This window comes from Shewanella sp. POL2, from assembly GCF_000282755.1.
GTDB classification, from domain to species: domain Bacteria; phylum Pseudomonadota; class Gammaproteobacteria; order Enterobacterales; family Shewanellaceae; genus Shewanella; species Shewanella xiamenensis.
The window spans coordinates 39,449-56,754 of record NZ_AKZL01000010.1 but is presented as its reverse complement, the minus strand read 5'-3'; the positions used below and the strand labels follow the sequence as shown (position 1 = coordinate 56,754).

15 protein-coding genes are annotated in these 17,306 nt (G+C 44.6%); 4 read left to right on the top strand and 11 right to left on the bottom strand.

The window, feature by feature from the left end:
* Positions 1 to 20: 20 nt before the first annotated feature.
* Positions 21 to 3,479, top strand: coding sequence for a zinc-dependent metalloprotease (locus SHEWPOL2_RS04165; RefSeq protein ID WP_037426369.1), 3,459 nt, complete (start codon positions 21 to 23; stop codon positions 3,477 to 3,479).
* Positions 3,480 to 3,592: 113 nt separating this feature from the next.
* Here SHEWPOL2_RS04165 and rho read toward each other — a convergent pair whose 3' ends face one another.
* A complete protein-coding gene (gene rho, locus SHEWPOL2_RS04160; protein ID WP_037413641.1) occupies positions 3,593 to 4,858 on the bottom strand; it encodes a transcription termination factor Rho in 1,266 nt (421 codons plus the stop codon).
* Between the two features lie 212 nt (positions 4,859 to 5,070).
* Entirely contained in the window at positions 5,071 to 5,397 is a 327-nt protein-coding gene (gene trxA, locus SHEWPOL2_RS04155; protein WP_011070766.1) for a thioredoxin TrxA, read from the bottom strand.
* 151 nt (positions 5,398 to 5,548) lie between these two features.
* Between trxA and rhlB the strand changes: the two genes are divergently transcribed.
* A complete protein-coding gene (gene rhlB, locus SHEWPOL2_RS04150; protein ID WP_037413639.1) occupies positions 5,549 to 6,868 on the top strand; it encodes an ATP-dependent RNA helicase RhlB in 1,320 nt (439 codons plus the stop codon).
* Positions 6,869 to 7,795, top strand: a complete 927-nt coding sequence (locus tag SHEWPOL2_RS04145) for an exopolyphosphatase (RefSeq protein WP_037426367.1) — start codon at positions 6,869 to 6,871, stop codon at positions 7,793 to 7,795.
* Between the two features lie 87 nt (positions 7,796 to 7,882).
* Here SHEWPOL2_RS04145 and SHEWPOL2_RS04140 read toward each other — a convergent pair whose 3' ends face one another.
* The 8 genes from SHEWPOL2_RS04140 to pilB all read right to left on the bottom strand — a co-directional run bounded on the left by SHEWPOL2_RS04140 (position 7,883) and on the right by pilB (position 14,996).
* Positions 7,883 to 8,419, bottom strand: coding sequence for a thioredoxin family protein (locus SHEWPOL2_RS04140; RefSeq protein WP_037426365.1), 537 nt, complete (start codon positions 8,417 to 8,419; stop codon positions 7,883 to 7,885).
* Positions 8,420 to 8,562: 143 nt separating this feature from the next.
* A complete protein-coding gene (mutT, locus tag SHEWPOL2_RS04135) occupies positions 8,563 to 8,958 on the bottom strand; it encodes an 8-oxo-dGTP diphosphatase MutT (RefSeq protein ID WP_037413635.1) in 396 nt (131 codons plus the stop codon).
* Between the two features lie 86 nt (positions 8,959 to 9,044).
* Positions 9,045 to 9,254 (bottom strand): DNA gyrase inhibitor YacG, encoded by a 210-nt coding sequence (gene yacG, locus SHEWPOL2_RS04130; protein ID WP_037413634.1) that lies wholly within the window; start codon positions 9,252 to 9,254, stop codon positions 9,045 to 9,047.
* 102 nt (positions 9,255 to 9,356) lie between these two features.
* Complete coding sequence (zapD, locus tag SHEWPOL2_RS04125) at positions 9,357 to 10,091, bottom strand: cell division protein ZapD (protein ID WP_037413632.1); 735 nt, start codon at positions 10,089 to 10,091, stop codon at positions 9,357 to 9,359.
* A complete protein-coding gene (gene coaE / locus SHEWPOL2_RS04120; protein ID WP_037426363.1) occupies positions 10,084 to 10,701 on the bottom strand; it encodes a dephospho-CoA kinase in 618 nt (205 codons plus the stop codon). Before coaE ends, zapD begins: the two co-directional genes overlap by 8 nt.
* Before the next feature lie 133 nt (positions 10,702 to 10,834).
* Positions 10,835 to 11,761 carry an A24 family peptidase gene (locus tag SHEWPOL2_RS04115; RefSeq protein WP_037426360.1) on the bottom strand — a complete coding sequence of 309 codons (927 nt, stop codon included), beginning with the start codon at positions 11,759 to 11,761 and terminating at the stop codon, positions 10,835 to 10,837.
* Between the two features lie 134 nt (positions 11,762 to 11,895).
* The gene (locus SHEWPOL2_RS04110; RefSeq protein WP_037426357.1) at positions 11,896 to 13,167 is read right to left on the bottom strand and encodes a type II secretion system F family protein; all 1,272 of its coding nucleotides are present in this window, start codon (positions 13,165 to 13,167) and stop codon (positions 11,896 to 11,898) included.
* A gap of 119 nt (positions 13,168 to 13,286) precedes the next feature.
* On the bottom strand, positions 13,287 to 14,996 hold the full coding sequence (gene pilB / locus SHEWPOL2_RS04105) for a type IV-A pilus assembly ATPase PilB (RefSeq protein WP_037426354.1): 1,710 nt from the start codon (positions 14,994 to 14,996) through the stop codon (positions 13,287 to 13,289).
* A 916-nt stretch (positions 14,997 to 15,912) separates the two neighbouring features.
* On the opposite strand from pilB, the gene SHEWPOL2_RS22850 reads away from it, so the two are divergent.
* A complete protein-coding gene (locus SHEWPOL2_RS22850; protein ID WP_157173865.1) occupies positions 15,913 to 16,740 on the top strand; it encodes an O-antigen ligase family protein in 828 nt (275 codons plus the stop codon).
* Positions 16,741 to 16,787: 47 nt separating this feature from the next.
* On the opposite strand, the gene SHEWPOL2_RS04095 is transcribed toward SHEWPOL2_RS22850, so the two are convergent.
* Positions 16,788 to 17,201 carry a prepilin-type N-terminal cleavage/methylation domain-containing protein gene (locus tag SHEWPOL2_RS04095; protein ID WP_037426351.1) on the bottom strand — a complete coding sequence of 138 codons (414 nt, stop codon included), beginning with the start codon at positions 17,199 to 17,201 and terminating at the stop codon, positions 16,788 to 16,790.
* Positions 17,202 to 17,306 lie beyond the last annotated feature (105 nt).

The following is a 17,306-nucleotide window of genomic DNA, read 5'->3' as shown; positions in this document are numbered from 1 at the left end:
ACAGTAGTTAAGAGGAATCTATGAAGAAGTCCATGGTATGTCTGGCGATAACCAGCGCACTGACCCTTGTGGGGTGTGGTGCCGGTGATGAGCCTTATAAAGAACTCCCCAAAGATGAAAAGCAAGTCACCACTGCCGACATCGATAAAGCCACTGAGCGGCAATATCTCTACATTCGCAGCGTGGGTAAGGCTCCGCGTTATGCCGCCGAGGTGCGAGGTTTTACCCAAGGTGATCCTAAGTTGGTAACCTTGCATAAAACAGAGAATGGTATCCAAGTACGTCAAATTGACCGAGATAATATCGGATTAGGCCATGACAGCCGTTATCCTAATGAATATAACCAAGCGCCAGTGTTAACCATTCCTGGTGAATATATCGACTTTAAATGTACCGAAGATAAATGGCGTGAGTGTATTAACGTAGAGCAAGTTAACACCGATGCTAATTTAACATGGCAGGATAAGCGCTACTTTGTCCCCGATTTTGCCAAAGCTAAAATTGCCGAGTTGGGCATTAATGACATATTTACCTTTGGTGAATGTGTGACTGAAACAGAGGCCCCGCGTCTAGTGAATACTCAAGGCCAAAAAGGCTATGAGATGGATTTAGCTAAGGGCGTGGTTAACTTTGAAATTGAGCATACCTATCAGGCTTCACCAAGTTGCTTTAACCAATTTTACGGTGGCAACCTCGACAATCTATCCTTTACGACCACTGAGTTTATTTCGATTGTGGCGGTGGATCAGTTAGCCAGTAAAGACTATCAAGCGATTCCCTATGCCGAAAATGAAAAGGGCGCATTTGGTTTCTTTACTTCCTCACATACTTATCGTGATGCGACTGATTCAGAGGGCGTTGACGGGTATGTGCGTACCTACATGAATCGCTTCAATCCGGCCAAATCGGAACTGACTTATTACCTGAGTAATAATTTCTACGACGCGAAAAATAAACCCTTTTTGGATGCTGCTATCGAGTCCGTGACGGCAATTAACATTCAAAACAAGTTGTATAAAACGGGTTTTCCACAGATAAAACTTGAGCAAGCCCACGATAAACGCCATGGCGATCTGCGCTATAGCAACATCACTTTATTTGATGAACCGCTGGATAATGGTTTGGCGGGTTATGGCCCATCCGCGGCAAACCCGCTTACAGGCGAAATTGTGAGTGCGCGAGTCAATCAATACAGCTCGAATCTAAAACAAGGCGCAGTACGTTACTATCGCCAAGTGCGTTTAGATTATAACAGAGGCAAATTGGACGCGAATTCAGTCACATCGTTAACGGGCGAGCCTTATGTGTCGAATCTAAACAAGCCAGATGTCAGCGTTGATACTGTGCCAGTTGAGGCGGCGGCATTTGAACAACCGACTCAGCAGCTTATTGCAGCACCCAAATCAATGTTATTAACGCCTAAGGATAATAGTCTCGATGCTTTGGCGGATTTTGATGAAAAAACACAAGCGTTTTGGTCTGAAAATTCAATGATGCATGTGGATACCGTGTTTGCTACAGGTGGTAGTAATCGTGAATTACCTCGCGGTATCAAAGGTCATGAAATTGATTGGAAAAAAGCCGAAATGTGGGTTGATGGCAAAGTGGGCGGTAAATTAGCGGCATTTGAAGATTTGCCGATAAGTTTACAAGACTCATTAACTACAGCCCTTGCTGCACAAGCATTTGCCGGCACCTTGACCCATGAATTAGGGCATACCTTTGGCTTAAGACATAACTTTGCTGGGAGTCGCGACCACGACAATACCTTTAACCAAGCACAACTGACGGAGTTAAAAGCCGCCTTTAGCGATGCAGGTTACCCAGATATTACTGTTAATGCCGAGTTTTCGAGCCAAATGGACTACAACGTGAATCGGTTTGCAACCACGTTTGAACCCTATGACTTAGCGGCGTTACGTTTTGGCTATGCCCGCGAAGTGGAAACAAAGGCTAACGAATTTGTATCGCTCAAAGCGGAAGATGCTAAGCGTCGCGACGAACTTGCCAAAGGCATTGTTAACGGGGATACCCGATTTGGCGCACTTTATAATATTGAGCAAAACAATAGCCTACGTCAGTATTCTTATTGCACAGATGAACATGTGTCCCTTAACAGCAACTGTAATCGTGGTGATGCGGGTAAAAACTTAGATGATATTAACCAGTTCTATATCGATAAGTATTTTGATAGCTACGAGACCATGAACCTACGCCATAATCGTCAATCTTTGTTTGAGGATCATAGTCTAAGTTACACCATTAATCGTAAAGTTCAGTTTGATGAGATACGTCAATTCATTGAAGATGTGAGCTTTTTAGAGCAATTATTTGGTCTATCAGAAAACTTTTTTGCAGGTGAGTGCGACCGACTGGCTGCGGCAGGTAGCGAGGCTTGGTATTGTGCGAATCAGCGGGCAATGAATCAGTCGGCCGATTTCTTCCTTAAGCTAGTGGGAGAAAACGACGCCACATTGGACGTCACATACAAACAAGCTGATGGCAGCGTAGCGTTAAGACAGCAGTACAATTTTGCTAAGGTACTTGAGCAATATCGTTTTAAAAGCGGCGATATGAAGGCGCAATTTGAGCCGGGTGAGGTGATCAGTCAGTTCTCTGATTCCCCAGAAGCCTTGAAAGAGTTGATCATTAAATCGCAAATAAATCCTCAATTTCAGGATTTATTAACGGCTGATGTTAGCTTTTCGGGCCGCTTACTCAATGGTATTAAAACGCCTGCATCCTCACCTAACCATCCGTATGTGAATGAGCGCGACGTGTTAGGTGTATGGCCTGATAAATTGTTAGCCGTGCGAGCCTTAGTATCACGTACAACGCCCCGCAGCACATCGAGTCGTGGTTACAAAGCATTGGTTGATTTACCGAATGTGGGTCCAGTGTTCCAAGATATGTTGTGTAAGATGACCATGGGTGAAGGCCCTGGGCTGACTCGTGGTAATGCACCGCTCTTTACCGAAAGCTGTGGCGTGAGTGGTAAGCTCGATAGCTATCTGCCTTATTACACTGATTTTGCCCAACAAAGTATTGAGCCATTACCTAATTACGATCGTTCAGTTTCACGTTACTTCCAATTTGATACTGTTAACGGCCAACCAAAAGGTAAGAGCAATTTACTGCAGATGATATTACGGCAAGTGGTACTTGCATCGGTTGACAGTGATTATCAAGGCGAGCAAAAAGCCAGAGTATGGCGTGAATACGTCGGTATTCATCTAGCCGGCCCTGCATTAGCCACACAAGCGGAAGTGACAGTAAATGGCCGTGTGTATGCTGCGACCGCAGAAAACACTTTAGCATTGGCGCTGATCAACCGAATTAAAGAAATGGAAACCTTTAAGGCGCAGGTCGGCGAGGCCACGCTTGCCATCAAGTTAAACAACGGTACAGTAGGTGAGATAATTGATGGGCAACTAAGCCGAGATCAGTTAGTTCTCAGTTATTTGCCTGTGCTTGATTAAGTCACTTGAATCGAGTGAGCCGCACCCGCGGCTTTGCAATCCATCACCATGTGTAAAACGTAAAAAAAGGCCGCTCAGTGAGCGGCCTTATTATTCATACAATCTTATATGGCTTAAGACTTTGCGCGTTTCATCGCGGTGAAGAATTCTTCGTTAGTCTTAGTCATCGCCAGCTTATCAATGAGGAATTCCATTGCACTGACTTCATCCATTGGATTGAGGATCTTACGCAGGATCCACATTTTTTGCAGTTCGTCAGGATTTGTCAGCTTCTCTTCACGACGAGTACCGCTGCGGTTAAAGTCAATCGCAGGGAAGACGCGTTTTTCAGCGGCTTTACGTGACAGATGCAGCTCTTGGTTACCAGTACCTTTAAACTCTTCGTAAATCACTTCGTCCATCTTAGAACCGGTATCGACTAACGCAGTAGCGATAATGGTTAAGCTGCCGCCGTGTTCGATGTTACGTGCTGCACCGAAGAAGCGTTTTGGACGGTGCAGGGCGTTTGCATCCACACCACCGGTTAACACTTTGCCTGATGAAGGGATAACAGTGTTGTAAGCACGCGCTAAACGGGTGATAGAGTCGAGCAGAATCACCACGTCTTTTTTGTGTTCGACTAAACGCTTAGCCTTTTCAATAACCATTTCAGCCACTTGTACGTGACGGCTTGCTGGTTCGTCGAAGGTAGATGCAATAACTTCACCTTTAACGAGGCGTTGCATCTCGGTTACTTCTTCTGGGCGTTCATCGATCAGCAGAACCATCAATACCACTTCAGGGTTGTTGTAGGTAATGGATTGCGCAATGTTTTGCAGTAATAGCGTTTTACCCGCTTTTGGTGGCGCAACGATCAGACCACGTTGACCTTTACCGATAGGTGAGCATAAATCCAGAATACGGGCAGTGATGTCTTCAGTTGAGCCATTACCACGCTCCATACGCATACGTTCTTCTGCGTGGAGTGGCGTTAAGTTTTCAAAGAGGATTTTATTGCGAGAGTTTTCAGGTTTATCAAAGTTAACTTCGTTAACTTTTAACAGGGCAAAATAACGTTCACCTTCTTTTGGTGGACGAATCTTACCAAAAATGGTGTCACCCGTTCGCATGTTGAAACGGCGAATTTGGCTTGGTGACACGTAAATATCATCAGGGCCAGCTAAGTAAGATCCATCTGCACTTCGTAAGAAACCGAATCCGTCTTGGAGTATCTCTAATACGCCGCCACCGAAAATGTCTTCGCCACTTTTGGCGTGGGCTTTAAGGATGGAGAAAATAATGTCCTGCTTGCGAGCACGGGCCATATTTTCGAGTTTCATGTTTTCGGCTAGCGAAACTAGGTCGGATATCGGCGTGTCTTTTAATTCAGTTAAGTTCATGTTGGGGATCTTGTGTTACGCGACAAAGCTTACCGCGATCAATCAGTAAAGTTTGTGATTCAGGATAGTGATTGACGAGCGAGAAGTGGTTTAGTTAGAAAGAATCTGGTTATTAAAGTAGCACTAACAAAGCGGGGCGTCCAGAAATTTAGGGGCATTCCGGCACAATTTAATTTCAGCTTGTGCCGGAGGTCACTCATAACGACAACAAATTAGATTTGTGCGTCGATAAACTCTTTTAACTGAGTTTTAGAGAGCGCGCCAACTTTGGTCGCTGCCAATTCACCGTTTTTGAATAACAGCAATGTTGGAATGCCGCGAACGCCGTATTTCGCTGGAGAAACGTTGTTCTGGTCAACGTTTAATTTAGCGATAGTTACGCGACCGGCATACTCTTCGGCAACGTCGTCAAGGATTGGCGCGATCATTTTACATGGACCACACCATTCAGCCCAAAAGTCTACCAATACTGGTAAATCGGCCTTTAATACGTCGTTTTCGAAGCTGTCGTCGCTCAGGTATATAATTTTATCGCTCATGATGTTCTCCAGTTTGGTTGCCATTGCTGGTTTGTTAATGGCTTACCATGTATATTGGGGCTGAAAAATAGCTTTTCAAGTTACCTTTTACAATGTGGCTATTTCAAACGATCGAGTATCTTATTGCAACCCCAAATGGTATGCTTGCGCTATGAGCCAAACACATTTATCAAATCAAAAATTTGCCGACTTACCTCTGCATCCTGAGGTTAAACAGGCCCTTGCCGAGAACGGCTTTGAATTTTGTACGCCGATTCAGGCGTTATCATTACCCGTATTACTTCAATCAAAAGATATCGCTGGCCAAGCTCAGACGGGCACTGGCAAGACAATGGCGTTTTTGGTTGCTACATTTAACCATTTATTGTCGACCCCTGTTCCTGAAGGACGTCAATTAAATCAACCGCGTGCCATTATCATGGCGCCCACCCGTGAATTAGCCATTCAAATTGCTAAGGACGCGATTTTACTCGCGAAACATACTCGCTTAAAGGTGGGGATTGTTTACGGTGGTGAGAGTTATGACGTCCAACGTAAAGTGCTCGACCAAGGTGTTGACATCTTAATCGGTACAACCGGACGGATTATCGATTATGTGCGTCAGGGCATTATTAGCTTAAATGCGATTCAAGCCGTGGTGTTAGATGAAGCCGATCGTATGTTCGACCTCGGTTTTATCAAGGATATTCGTTTCTTATTCCGACGCATGCCTAATGCCGATCAGCGCCTGAACATGTTGTTTTCAGCGACGCTTTCAATGAAGGTGCAAGAGTTGGCTTATGATCATATGAATGATCCGGTGAAAGTCGAAATTGCCCCCGAAGAAAAAACCTCAAAGAATATCAAAGAAGAAATTTTCTATCCTTCCCAAGAAGATAAGATGCGTTTATTGCTAACGCTGATTGAAGAAGATTGGCCTGAGAAAGCCATTGTTTTTTCAAACACTAAGCATAGCTGCGAGAACTTATGGGCTTGGCTTGAGGGTGATGGTCACCGTGTGGGTTTGCTCACTGGGGATGTGCCACAGAAGAAACGTATTCGAATCCTAGAGCAATTTACGCAAGGTCAATTAGATATCTTGGTTGCGACTGACGTGGCTGCACGCGGCCTGCATATCTCCGATGTTTCCCATGTTTACAATTATGATTTACCTGATGATTGTGAAGATTACGTCCACCGTATTGGTCGTACTGGGCGAGCGGGTAACAAAGGGGTATCAGTTAGTTTTGCCTGTGAAGAATACGCACTAAACTTGCCAGCAATTGAGACTTATATTAATCACTCAATCCCAGTGAGTAATTATGACCGCGATGCGTTACTGGATGATATTCCACAGCCAGCTAAGATTCATCGCAAACATCCAGCGGGAGCTCGTAATTTACGTGAGCGCTCTGGGGTGAGTCGTACTCAAGGTGCACATCGTAGTGGTGGTCGTCCACCTCGCCATGACAGGACGCGTAGACAGCCGTAAATGCCAACACCCGCTTATGCTGCCATTACTTTAGGCTCTAACAGTTTTAATATGCTGATCGCTAAAACAAAAGGTGGTCAGCCACATATTATTGCTAAGTACAAACGTAAAGTAAGGTTAGCCGAAGGGATTGGCGAAGACGGCTATTTATCACAGGAAGTGATGCAACGAGGTTTAGATTGCCTCGCCATGTTTGCCCAAATGTTAGCACTGCATAAAGTCCATCCTAATCATGTTGCTGTGATTGCCACAGCAACACTGCGTACTATCAATAACGCCGACGAGTTTAACCAGAGGGCAATTCCCCTTCTCGGTCACCCGATTGAGATTATTTCGGGCATGCGTGAAGCTGAGCTGATTTATCAAGGTATGGTGGCAACAACCTGTGGCCAAGGTCGACGCTTAGTGATTGATATTGGTGGAGCAAGTACCGAATTTATTATCGGGGATGGTCATCAGGTTCAGTTTAAGACTAGCTTGCCTATGGGCAGCGTGACCTTTAACCGCCGTTTCTTCAACAACGCGCCGTTGCAAGAGCTCGATTTTGACGATGCTAAACAGGAAGTGCTAGCAGTCTTAGGTGAACATAGGCAAAGGCTAAAAGACTTAGGATGGCACTGTGTAGTGGGGGCTTCTGGCGCAGTGCAATCTGTGGTCGAAGTGTTAATGCACCGTAAGCAGTCTGAAATCATCACTTTAGCTGTGCTGACACAGCTGAAAGCGGAAATCCTCGCCGAGGAAGATGTGAGTCTTGAGGGGATTATCGGCTTAAGCGCCGAACGTGCGCCAACATTTGCCGCAGGGGTGGCGATTTTACTTGCGCTCTTTGAACTCTTAGGAATTGAGCAGTTGGCGCTATCAGGTGGAGCATTGCGTGAGGGGGTGTTAGTGATGCTGGCGCAGCGGATTTTAGAAGAAACGATTTAATACGATTGGTATAACCTCACAACTATTATTAAAAGACAAAGGCCGCCAAGTTTACACTTGGCGGCCTTTGTTATTATTCGGGTACGATTACTTTAAGATCTCGGCTAAATCTTTTTCGAGCGAAACGGTTGGACGCTCTACGATGCGGCCAATTTCTTTACCTTGTTGTTGCACGATAAAGGTAGGAATACGTTTGAATTCGTATTTTGCCGCCAGTCCTTCAGGGTCTTGCTTGCTGCGATCGACACCAATATAAGTCACTTTAATATTGGGGTTCGCCACTTCTTCGATAATGCGGATAAAACGTGGCGTTTCGCGATGACAGTCTGGGCACCAAGTACCAATAATCACGACGATTTCTGTTGGTTCTGTGACTTTTTTGAGTGGTGCTAAGGCGTCGGTATCGACTTGGTAGCTTTTGTAGCCCTCAGCAAACTCATTGAGATCTTTTACTAAATGTTGCGCTTCAACTACACCGGTTAAAATCACTTCTTGTTTCTCCTCGCTGCAGGTGGCAATCAAGCCCTGTTGTTGCTCTTCAAAGCCACAGCCGCCATTTGCTAGTACTTGGCAACTAAAAAATAACGCGGTCGTGGCGAGTAATGCTTTAACGTTATTGTGCATGATATGCCCTCAAAATCGAAGAAGAATAATGAATTTGCATTCAAGCACTAATTTACGTTTTGTAAAAGTTGTGAATGAATTTGCTGCAAGCCAGATCACGTATCGCTAATGTAAATCTGGCTATTACCCATAAAAAGATGTGATTAGTTTTGTGCTAATAGCTTGGCGAGGATAGGTTTATTAGCATCAGGGAAGTCATAATGGGTGAGCTCGTGCTTATCGACCCAGACGATTTGTTGTCCTTCAAGCCCTTGCGCCTCGCCCGTAAAGTCACTCACAGTGTGAATATCGAGTAGTACCTGTTTATCTGGGTAGTCGTAGCTTAACGCCATAAAAGGTTCGCTCGAATGGACGTTAAGCGCCACTTCTTCTTTTAACTCACGAATTAAGGCTTGGGTAACGGTTTCGTTTTGCTCCACTTTTCCACCGGGAAATTCCCATTTGCCGCCTTGATGTAAATGCTCTGGGCGCTTGGCGAGTAGGATTTGTCCGTCAGTATTAAGAATAATGCCCACGGCAACATGAATACGTTTTGTCATAAATTTCTACTTATCACTGTATGAACAACAATCCGAGACTCGTCGGTTCTGGTCGTTGGTAAATAAACTGAGTTGTTGTATGAGGCTTATTCTTTAAAGAAGCTTTCTTCGTCGTAACCAAGTTCGTCTAAAGCGTCGACATCAAACTCAGATTTGACTGGAATGGCGTGTTTCTCCGATGCCCAATCACCGAGATCGATCATCTTACAGCGCTCACTGCAAAAAGGTTTGAACTCTGACTGAGGGCTCCATTGTACTGGAGTTTTACAAATTGGGCAGTTGACGGTTAACGGCATAATGGGGATCTCTTGATTTACTGCTGAATAACGAATAACGAATAACGAATAACGAATAACGAATAACGAATAACGGTTATCAATGGCTTTAGTGTAAAGGCTTCACGCGCAGGTCGCTAGTAAGAATTCGATGCTACGGTCTGAGTGGCGTTGTTGATCGAATTGTACAAAATGAATGGCATAACGATTTTTATGGCCACTGATCGTGGGATAACAACCGTGGGAAGCATCGACTTTGACTCTAACTAATGACAGGGCTTGAGTGCTATCCCCTTGATAAAAACCGGCATGAGCGGTGGCATTATCGAAATCAGCGGTACTGCGGGTAAGTTGAAGCAAAAGCGTGATGGGTGTGAGTAGGGGATCGAAATGACTTATCCAAGCTTGATAATCCTGTCGTCTTTCTTCCCAGGGTTTGGCGAGCCAAAAATGCAGTTGGGGAAGGTCGAAGTTACAGCAGGCACCTGGCATACCAAAGCGTTGCCTGAGAGCAGATAAGAATCTGTCTTGCTTTAGCTGGCTCCCACAGCGTTCGGGACGTTGTAATGGTTCTCTGGCTTGGGTTAAGGCTTGAATATAAAAGCGGATTTGTTCGCTATCGACATGCTCGAGTTCTTGCCATTTGCTCAGTTGCAGTAGATTTCGCTCGATATCTTTGAGGACCTCATTGCGGTAGTCGCAGCGCTCCGAGAGCTCGCACAGGGAAAACAGAGGGTAGAAACATCTATGCTGGTGGTCGTGATTTAGGTTATTACAGAGCTGCTTGTTGAGGTATTCGAGCCGCAAGTAGCTGCGGATCTTCTCATTTAAAGGCTGTTCATAAACTAAGTCAGTCATGGGCGTTGTGATTACCAGATAATTGTAAATAGCGCTGATGCAATGCTTGCACCTTTTGTTTTAGCGTTGATATCTCTCCCTGATTATCAATAATGTCATCGGCTCTAGCGAGTTTTTCACTGCGGCTACACTGGCTCTCAATGATGTTATTTACTTGAGTTGCATCGACATTGTCCCGCTTTACGGTACGGCTTATTTGTAACTCTGGCGAAATATCCACCACTAAAGTCCGATTGACTAACCTATCTAACCCGTTCTCAAATAGCAAGGGTACAACCATAATTACATAGTCTGAGGTGGCATTTTTGACTTGCAAAAGCATTTCTTGGCGGATCATAGGGTGCAGCAGTTGATTTAACCACTGACGCGCTTGTTCATCGCTAAACACTCGCTGCCTAAGTTTTGCGCGGTCAAGCTCGCCCGAGGCCGTTAAGATTTCTGTCCCAAAATGGTCAATAATGGCGTGTAATCCGTAGGTGCCTGGTGCGACGACTTCTCGGGCAACGACATCGGCATCGACTAGGCAAACACCTTCTGCCGCAAACAGATTCGCCACGGTCGTTTTACCACTGCCAATCCCGCCCGTTAAACCGACAACAAATTTGGACATAAAACTCTCTTAAAAGTGATGAAGGACGCTACGCTGCTAGGACCTAGAGCGGACTTCGTCCTGCTAGGGCGTCGCTGCGCTCCTTCTAGAACCTAGAACCTAAAGCCTAGAACCTATAAGGCCGAAGCCAGTTCTATAACGTACTTAAATACCAATCCACTATAGGTTGACCCCATATTAGGGCGATCCAACCTGCGGCGGCAATGTAAGGACCAAAGGGAATCGGATTTGCCAGTTGATTACGTTTGGTCACGATCAGCGTGATGCCTACGAGGGCACCCACTAAGGATGAAAGTAAAATCACCAGTGGCAACATTTGCCAACCAAGCCAAGCACCAAATACGGCAAGTAGCTTAAAGTCACCATAGCCCATGCCTTCTTTACCGGTTAACAGCTTAAATAGCCAAAAAATCGACCATAAACTTAAATAGCCTACTGCGGCACCAATAATCGCATCGGTTGGGTTGGTAAAGGTATGGTTGAGGTTTATGAGTAGTCCTAACCATAGCAGGGGAAGGGTCATTTGATCGGGAAGCAGCATTTCATCCAGATCGATTCCGGTGAGCGCAATCAACACAAAAGTGAGTATTGCAGCAAATATAAATTGCCCGCTGGGGCCAAAATGCCAGGCGAGTGTTGCAACGAGTAACCCTGTTATTAGCTCAATAATCGGATAGCGTGAGGAAATGGGGGCATGACAGGCAGCGCATTTTCCCCTCAACATTAACCAACCTAAAATGGGTAAATTATGCCAAGGCTTGATGGCGGTTTTACATTTAGGGCAGGCAGAGCCAGGTACCACAAGATTGTATTTGGGAGGATAGTGATCGATCGGTTTATTGAGCTTTTCTATTCCTACTTGCTTAACAATATCTGCATGATATTCCTGCAGATATTGATTGCATTCCTGTTGCCATTCGCGCTTCATCATCACCGGAAAGCGGTGAATCACCACATTTAAAAAGCTGCCAATGGTGGCGGCAAACACAAAACTTAAGCAGATAAAAAGCCATGGTGCTTGGTCAAAAGTGTGACCCAATAAAGTGAAAAATTCAGTCATTATTCTTACTTAATTATATTGTTCAATGTAAAACGGATTTTAGGCCTCTAGGACGCTTCGCTGCTCTAGAACCTAGAATCCATAAGGGCGTAGCCCGTTTTGCTTTTTCTGGCTGCTGCGGTTTTTGCAACGTTCTAGCCACCAACCACTTTACCCATTTGGAAGATAGGTAAATACATAGCGACAATAAGACCACCAACAACAGTGCCAATGACCACCATCATGATAGGTTCAATTAGGCTGGATAAACCATCGACAGCGTCGTCTACTTGCATCTCATAGATATTGGCCACTTTATTAAGCATATTATCAAGAGAGCCTGATTCTTCGCCAATCATCACCATTTGGATCAGCATATCGGGGAACAGCCCTGTGGTTCGCATTGCCACGTTCATTTGCATCCCGGCCATCACTTCTTGGCGGATTTTTAAAATGGCTTTACGGTATACCGCATTTCCCGATGCTCCGGCAGCGGATTCTAAACCGTCGATTAAGGGGACACCAGCGGCAAAGGTGGTGGCTAAGGTACGGGCAAAACGCGCCATAGCGCCTTTGTGTAGAATGGGACCAATAGCTGGAATTTTTAAGATGACTTCGTCAACTCTGTCTCTCACGATTTGCGAGTTCCTATGAGCCCTCACAAATAAAAATACGCCAGCCACTATGGCACCCAAAAAGATATACCAAGAGGATTGTAGGCCGCGGGAGATATGCAAAACCAATTGGGTAAATGCAGGTAACTCGGCCCCAAAGCCCTTAAAAATATCTTCAAATTGTGGCACCACAAACAGTAATAATAGTGCCGTTACTAAAATAGCGACTATTACTACTGCTGCCGGATAAAACATGGCTTTTTTAATCTTAGATTTTAATGCTTCAGATTTTTCACGGTAGGTCGCAATACGATCAAACACTACATCGAGTGAGCCTGAATGTTCACCCGCCGCCACTAAATCGACATAAAGATCATCAAAATAACGTCGGTGGGGACGCAAAGCATCAGATAACGGAATACCTGACTGGATCTCCGATAGAATTGTCGCTAACAGCTCACGCATTTTTGCTTTTTCATGGCCGCGACCCAGTAGTTCAATGGTAGTCACTAATGGCACCCCAGCGGCAAGCATGGTGGCAATTTGCCGAGTCACCATAGCAATATCCATAGGGGTAATTTTGGCATCGCCTAATTTAAATAAGGCGGCCGATTGTTTGCGAACGGTTTTAGGATTTACCCCTTGAGATTTTAACTTGCTACGAACCTCTGCAGCAGAGGCCCCCCTCAGTTCGCCACTGGTTTTTTGGCCGTCGCGGTTAACACCTTTCCATTCAAAGGTATAAATTTTAGGTTGGCTTTTTTGCTCAATCTTTTTTGGGCGAGGCTTTTTTACTGTGGTTGCCGTAGCCATAAATTTTCCCTGTTGGTTGTAAAGCTAAGAAGGACGCTCGCATGCTCGCTCTAGAATCTAGAATCTAGAATCTAGAATCTAGAATCTAGAATCTAGAACCTAGAACCTAAAAGTTGCTATTAAAAACTGGTTACCCGATTCACTTCGGCAATACTGGTAACACCTTGGAGCACTTTTAGTAGTCCTGATTGCCGCAGATCGCGCATGCCTTGGGCCTTGGCTTGAGCAGCAATTTGCAATGAATTGCCCCCTTCCATAATAGTACGGGCAATTTCATCTGACATCTTCATCACTTCGTAAATACCTACCCGTCCTTTATAGCCGCCAGAGCAATGCTCACAACCCACGGGTTTATAGGTGGTAAATCCTTTAGCGATTTGCTCATCAGTAAAGCCTAAACGTTGTAGCTCATGTTCAGGTATTTGTTCGGATTGTTTGCATTCTGGGCACAGTCGCCGTGCAAGTCGCTGAGCAATAATAAGATTAACTGAGCTGGCAATATTATAGCCGGGTACGCCCATATTTATTAAACGAGTGAGTGTTTCTGCCGCCGAGTTAGTATGCAGGGTTGATAGAACCAAATGGCCTGTTTGGGCGGCTTTAATGGCAATTTCGGCGGTTTCAAGGTCACGGATTTCGCCGACCATCACCACATCGGGGTCTTGGCGCAAAAAGGAGCGCAGTGCCGAGGCGAAGGTTAAACCCGCTTTTAAATTAATATGGACTTGGTTTACCCCCTCAAGGTTAATTTCCACCGGATCTTCGGCGGTGGAAATATTACGCTCGGCGGTATTGAGGATATTTAAGCCTGTATAGAGCGAAACGGTTTTACCCGAACCTGTTGGGCCTGTCACTAATATCATGCCTTGGGGTTTGGCTAGCATCTCAAGGTAGAGCTTTTCTTGATCGGGTTCGTAGCCGAGTTTTTCGATACCGAGCTGTGCGGAAGAAGAATCCAAGATCCGCATTACAATTTTTTCGCCCCACAGAGTCGGCAGGGTACTTACCCGAAAGTCGATAGACTTAGTGCGGGATAGCTTCATTTTAATCCGGCCATCCTGGGGGACGCGACGCTCGGCAATATCCAGCTTTGACATTACCTTTAAGCGCGCTGAGAGTCGTCCGGCTAGGCTGATTGGCGGCTCTGAGACTTCATGCAAAATACCATCGATACGAAAACGGATACGATAGCGTTTTTCATAGGGCTCAAAATGTAAGTCTGAAGCGCCCTTACGAATAGCATCGGTTAGTATCTTATTGATATAAATGACGATAGGGGCATCGTCACTGGATTCACCAGCATTGTCTTCATTGCGTTTATCGGTATCGGTAATTTCGATACCCGCAAGTGCTGCTTCATCCATGCCGCTTAAATCAAGGCCAGTAATATCTTCTTCGAGTACCTTTTCAAGGGCCTTAGCGAGCTTATCTTCTTCCACCAAAATGGCTTCGGCATGCAACCCAGCACTAAATTGGAATTCCTCAAGGGCGGCAATATTGGTAGGATCTGAAGTGGCGATATAAAGGCGATTGCCGCGCTTAAATAGCGGTAAGCAGCGGTGTTTTTCAATCAGTTTTTTATTCAGAAACTCTTCGGGTATTGCGTTAACATCAAATTCGGCTAAATCCAACAGCGGGGTGCCATATTCCTCATAGCAAAGCTCGGCAATACTGCGGGCTGACACGAGCTTAGTTTGCACTAAGGTGGTGACTAAGGTTTGTTTGTTTTGGCGGGATTTGGTGATGGCACTCGCCATCTGCTCTTCATTAAGCAGACCTTTACGGATGAAAAGGGTGGATAATCCCAGGTGAAGGCCAGCGGATGGCATGAAAAACTCCTATCTCCATTAGTTTTTCCATCATAGCGGCAAAATGGTTATTTGTCATATATAAAAAAGCTCAAATAATCACAAAAAAATGAGTATCATCATAAGGATGCGAATTTATGTACAGCTTTCAAAAGTGGCTATATTTTACCATAAACTGTACTGTGGGTTAATGGTCGATAAATAACAATGCCTTATAATAAAGTCACTTCGATTTACTTGACTAGAACGCGTAAATAATCGGTGATTTGGTGATGCACTTTAACGCCAATGTCGGGGGATAAATACGTGATGGAATGCTCAATTAAGGAAACAGATATTGCAATCAATCCCAATTTTTAGCCGGATTTTCCTGCTCACTTTCTTCGCGCTATTTTTCCTTGGCTCGGTATTATCAGGTTATATCACAGGATATCTGGGGGTGGATAACGCTTACGATCTTAAACGAATCCTAGTAATTATATTTATCGTGTGTTCAGCGATTGGCCTTTTGTGGCGCTCGAGTATTCCAATAATCCTACCATCGCCTTTGACACTTTGGGTGGTGGTAAGCCTATTTATACTTGGTTTTATATCAACCATTTTTAGCCAGCATCCATTTTGGTCATTACTTGAATTAGCCAACTTTTTTTTGCTGCTCTGTTTGTTTTATATCTTAGGTGTACTCATAACTGACATTGGCAGAAATCTGACGCTGCAATATTTTTTTGGATTTGCGTTATTTTTCTCAATTTGTATTGCGGTTAAGTTTTTTTTGCTGCTGTTTTTTCATGCGCTCGATGCTAATCGGCCAGATGTGCATTCTTTAGTGGCAGGCTTTATGAATGTAAGGTTTTTCAATCAATTGCAAGTTATGCTGCTACCGTTGTTGTGTTTGTCTTTTTATATCGAACCACTTAAAAAATATAAACGGACAGCTATGTTGGCTTTTAGTGTGCAGTGGTTAATCCTGCTGCAATCAGAGGCTCGCGGCGCATTGTTGGCAATAGTTTTAGCGGCTGTTGTGGTGTATCGCTTTTTGCCCGCCAACTTAGGTCAAGCATTTATTCGCCCAATGCTGAAGGCTGTAGTTTTTGGCACGCTTTTATGGCTAGCGCTGATTATTATTATTCCACTGTTTATTTTTGATAGCCCAATTTGGCAATTAAGAACCAATAGCTCTGGCCGCATTGATATGTGGATTTATATTTTGCAGGCGATCCCTGAACGTATTGGCTTAGGTTACGGGCCAATGAGTTTTGCATGGGCAGAAGCAAGACCTTTACCTAATGCTCACTCACATAATGCCCTCATGCAGTTTTTATATGAGTTTGGTGTGGTTGCGTTTATCTTGCTGGCGAGTTGGTCGCTGATAATATTATGGTCAATATTAAAGCGGCTTACCTTATTAGGGGAAAAACCGAGTGAGCATTTAGCTAAAAACTCACAATGTAGCCTCGACACAGGCTCACATATAGGTATAGATACGGACACAACCGATATTGTGTTGGTATTTGCCCTGTGTGCAATATGGATATATGCCATGTTTGATGGGGTAATTGTAATGCCATTATCCCAAGCATTATTGGTGGCATTATTGGCACTTAATTGCCGCCACTATCAACTGCGAGTGATAGCATTACCTTGGAAAGTGGTATTAATGGCAGCCGTGATAACCTGTGGTGCACTATTAATCGCAAGCCTAGGTGATACCGCGCTAAATCAGCAAATGTATCCAAGATTATGGTTAACCGGGATAATTAATTGATAAAAATAAAAAAGCCCCGAAAAGGGGCTTTAGAAAGATTTGTGATATTAGCTGCCGATACCAGCGCCTTTTTGGCATAGAGAAAGATCACTACTGCTAGTCATTGTATATGTTACACCACCATTACCATCAAACGCGGCAGTAAGAGTACATTTTGGTTCTGTCCAAACCAAACTAACAGTAGCACCTTGAGCTGGTTCTGCTAATAAAGCGGTCATTTTTTTGTTTTTTGCTACTTCAGCTTGTATACCAGTACAGCCAACTCCCGTTGTATTACAGGTTTGAATTTTTTGGGCAAAGGCACTAATGCCTTTCATTGCAGCTCCGCCTTGGGCTGACGTGACATAGTCTTTATATGCTGGTAACGCCACAGCGGCCAAAATACCGATAATGGCTACTACAATCATTAATTCGATCAAGGTAAAACCCTGAGCTTGCTTGTTCATCTTGATACCTTTCATTTTTTGCTCCAAATATAATGCAAATTGTTGTTTATCGATTGTGTTCGTTTCGGCTGCTTATCTTGATTGCTTGACATGAATTGCTGGTTTTTTGGCTAGCGACAA

Excerpts from the sequence above, each read along its gene's own strand:
- SHEWPOL2_RS04165 (WP_037426369.1), top strand. The coding sequence starts at position 21 with ATGAAGAAGTCCATGGTATGTCTGGCGATAACCAGCGCACTGACCCTT.
- rho (WP_037413641.1), bottom strand. The coding sequence starts at position 4,858 with ATGAACTTAACTGAATTAAAAGACACGCCGATATCCGACCTAGTTTCG.
- trxA (WP_011070766.1), bottom strand. The coding sequence starts at position 5,397 with ATGAGCGATAAAATTATATACCTGAGCGACGACAGCTTCGAAAACGAC.
- rhlB (WP_037413639.1), top strand. The coding sequence starts at position 5,549 with ATGAGCCAAACACATTTATCAAATCAAAAATTTGCCGACTTACCTCTG.
- SHEWPOL2_RS04145 (WP_037426367.1), top strand. The coding sequence starts at position 6,869 with ATGCCAACACCCGCTTATGCTGCCATTACTTTAGGCTCTAACAGTTTT.
- SHEWPOL2_RS04140 (WP_037426365.1), bottom strand. The coding sequence starts at position 8,419 with ATGCACAATAACGTTAAAGCATTACTCGCCACGACCGCGTTATTTTTT.
- mutT (WP_037413635.1), bottom strand. The coding sequence starts at position 8,958 with ATGACAAAACGTATTCATGTTGCCGTGGGCATTATTCTTAATACTGAC.
- yacG (WP_037413634.1), bottom strand. The coding sequence starts at position 9,254 with ATGCCGTTAACCGTCAACTGCCCAATTTGTAAAACTCCAGTACAATGG.
- zapD (WP_037413632.1), bottom strand. The coding sequence starts at position 10,091 with ATGACTGACTTAGTTTATGAACAGCCTTTAAATGAGAAGATCCGCAGC.
- coaE (WP_037426363.1), bottom strand. The coding sequence starts at position 10,701 with ATGTCCAAATTTGTTGTCGGTTTAACGGGCGGGATTGGCAGTGGTAAA.
- SHEWPOL2_RS04115 (WP_037426360.1), bottom strand. The coding sequence starts at position 11,761 with ATGACTGAATTTTTCACTTTATTGGGTCACACTTTTGACCAAGCACCA.
- SHEWPOL2_RS04110 (WP_037426357.1), bottom strand. The coding sequence starts at position 13,167 with ATGGCTACGGCAACCACAGTAAAAAAGCCTCGCCCAAAAAAGATTGAG.
- pilB (WP_037426354.1), bottom strand. The coding sequence starts at position 14,996 with ATGCCATCCGCTGGCCTTCACCTGGGATTATCCACCCTTTTCATCCGT.
- SHEWPOL2_RS22850 (WP_157173865.1), top strand. The coding sequence starts at position 15,913 with ATGTTGGCTTTTAGTGTGCAGTGGTTAATCCTGCTGCAATCAGAGGCT.
- SHEWPOL2_RS04095 (WP_037426351.1), bottom strand. The coding sequence starts at position 17,201 with ATGAAAGGTATCAAGATGAACAAGCAAGCTCAGGGTTTTACCTTGATC.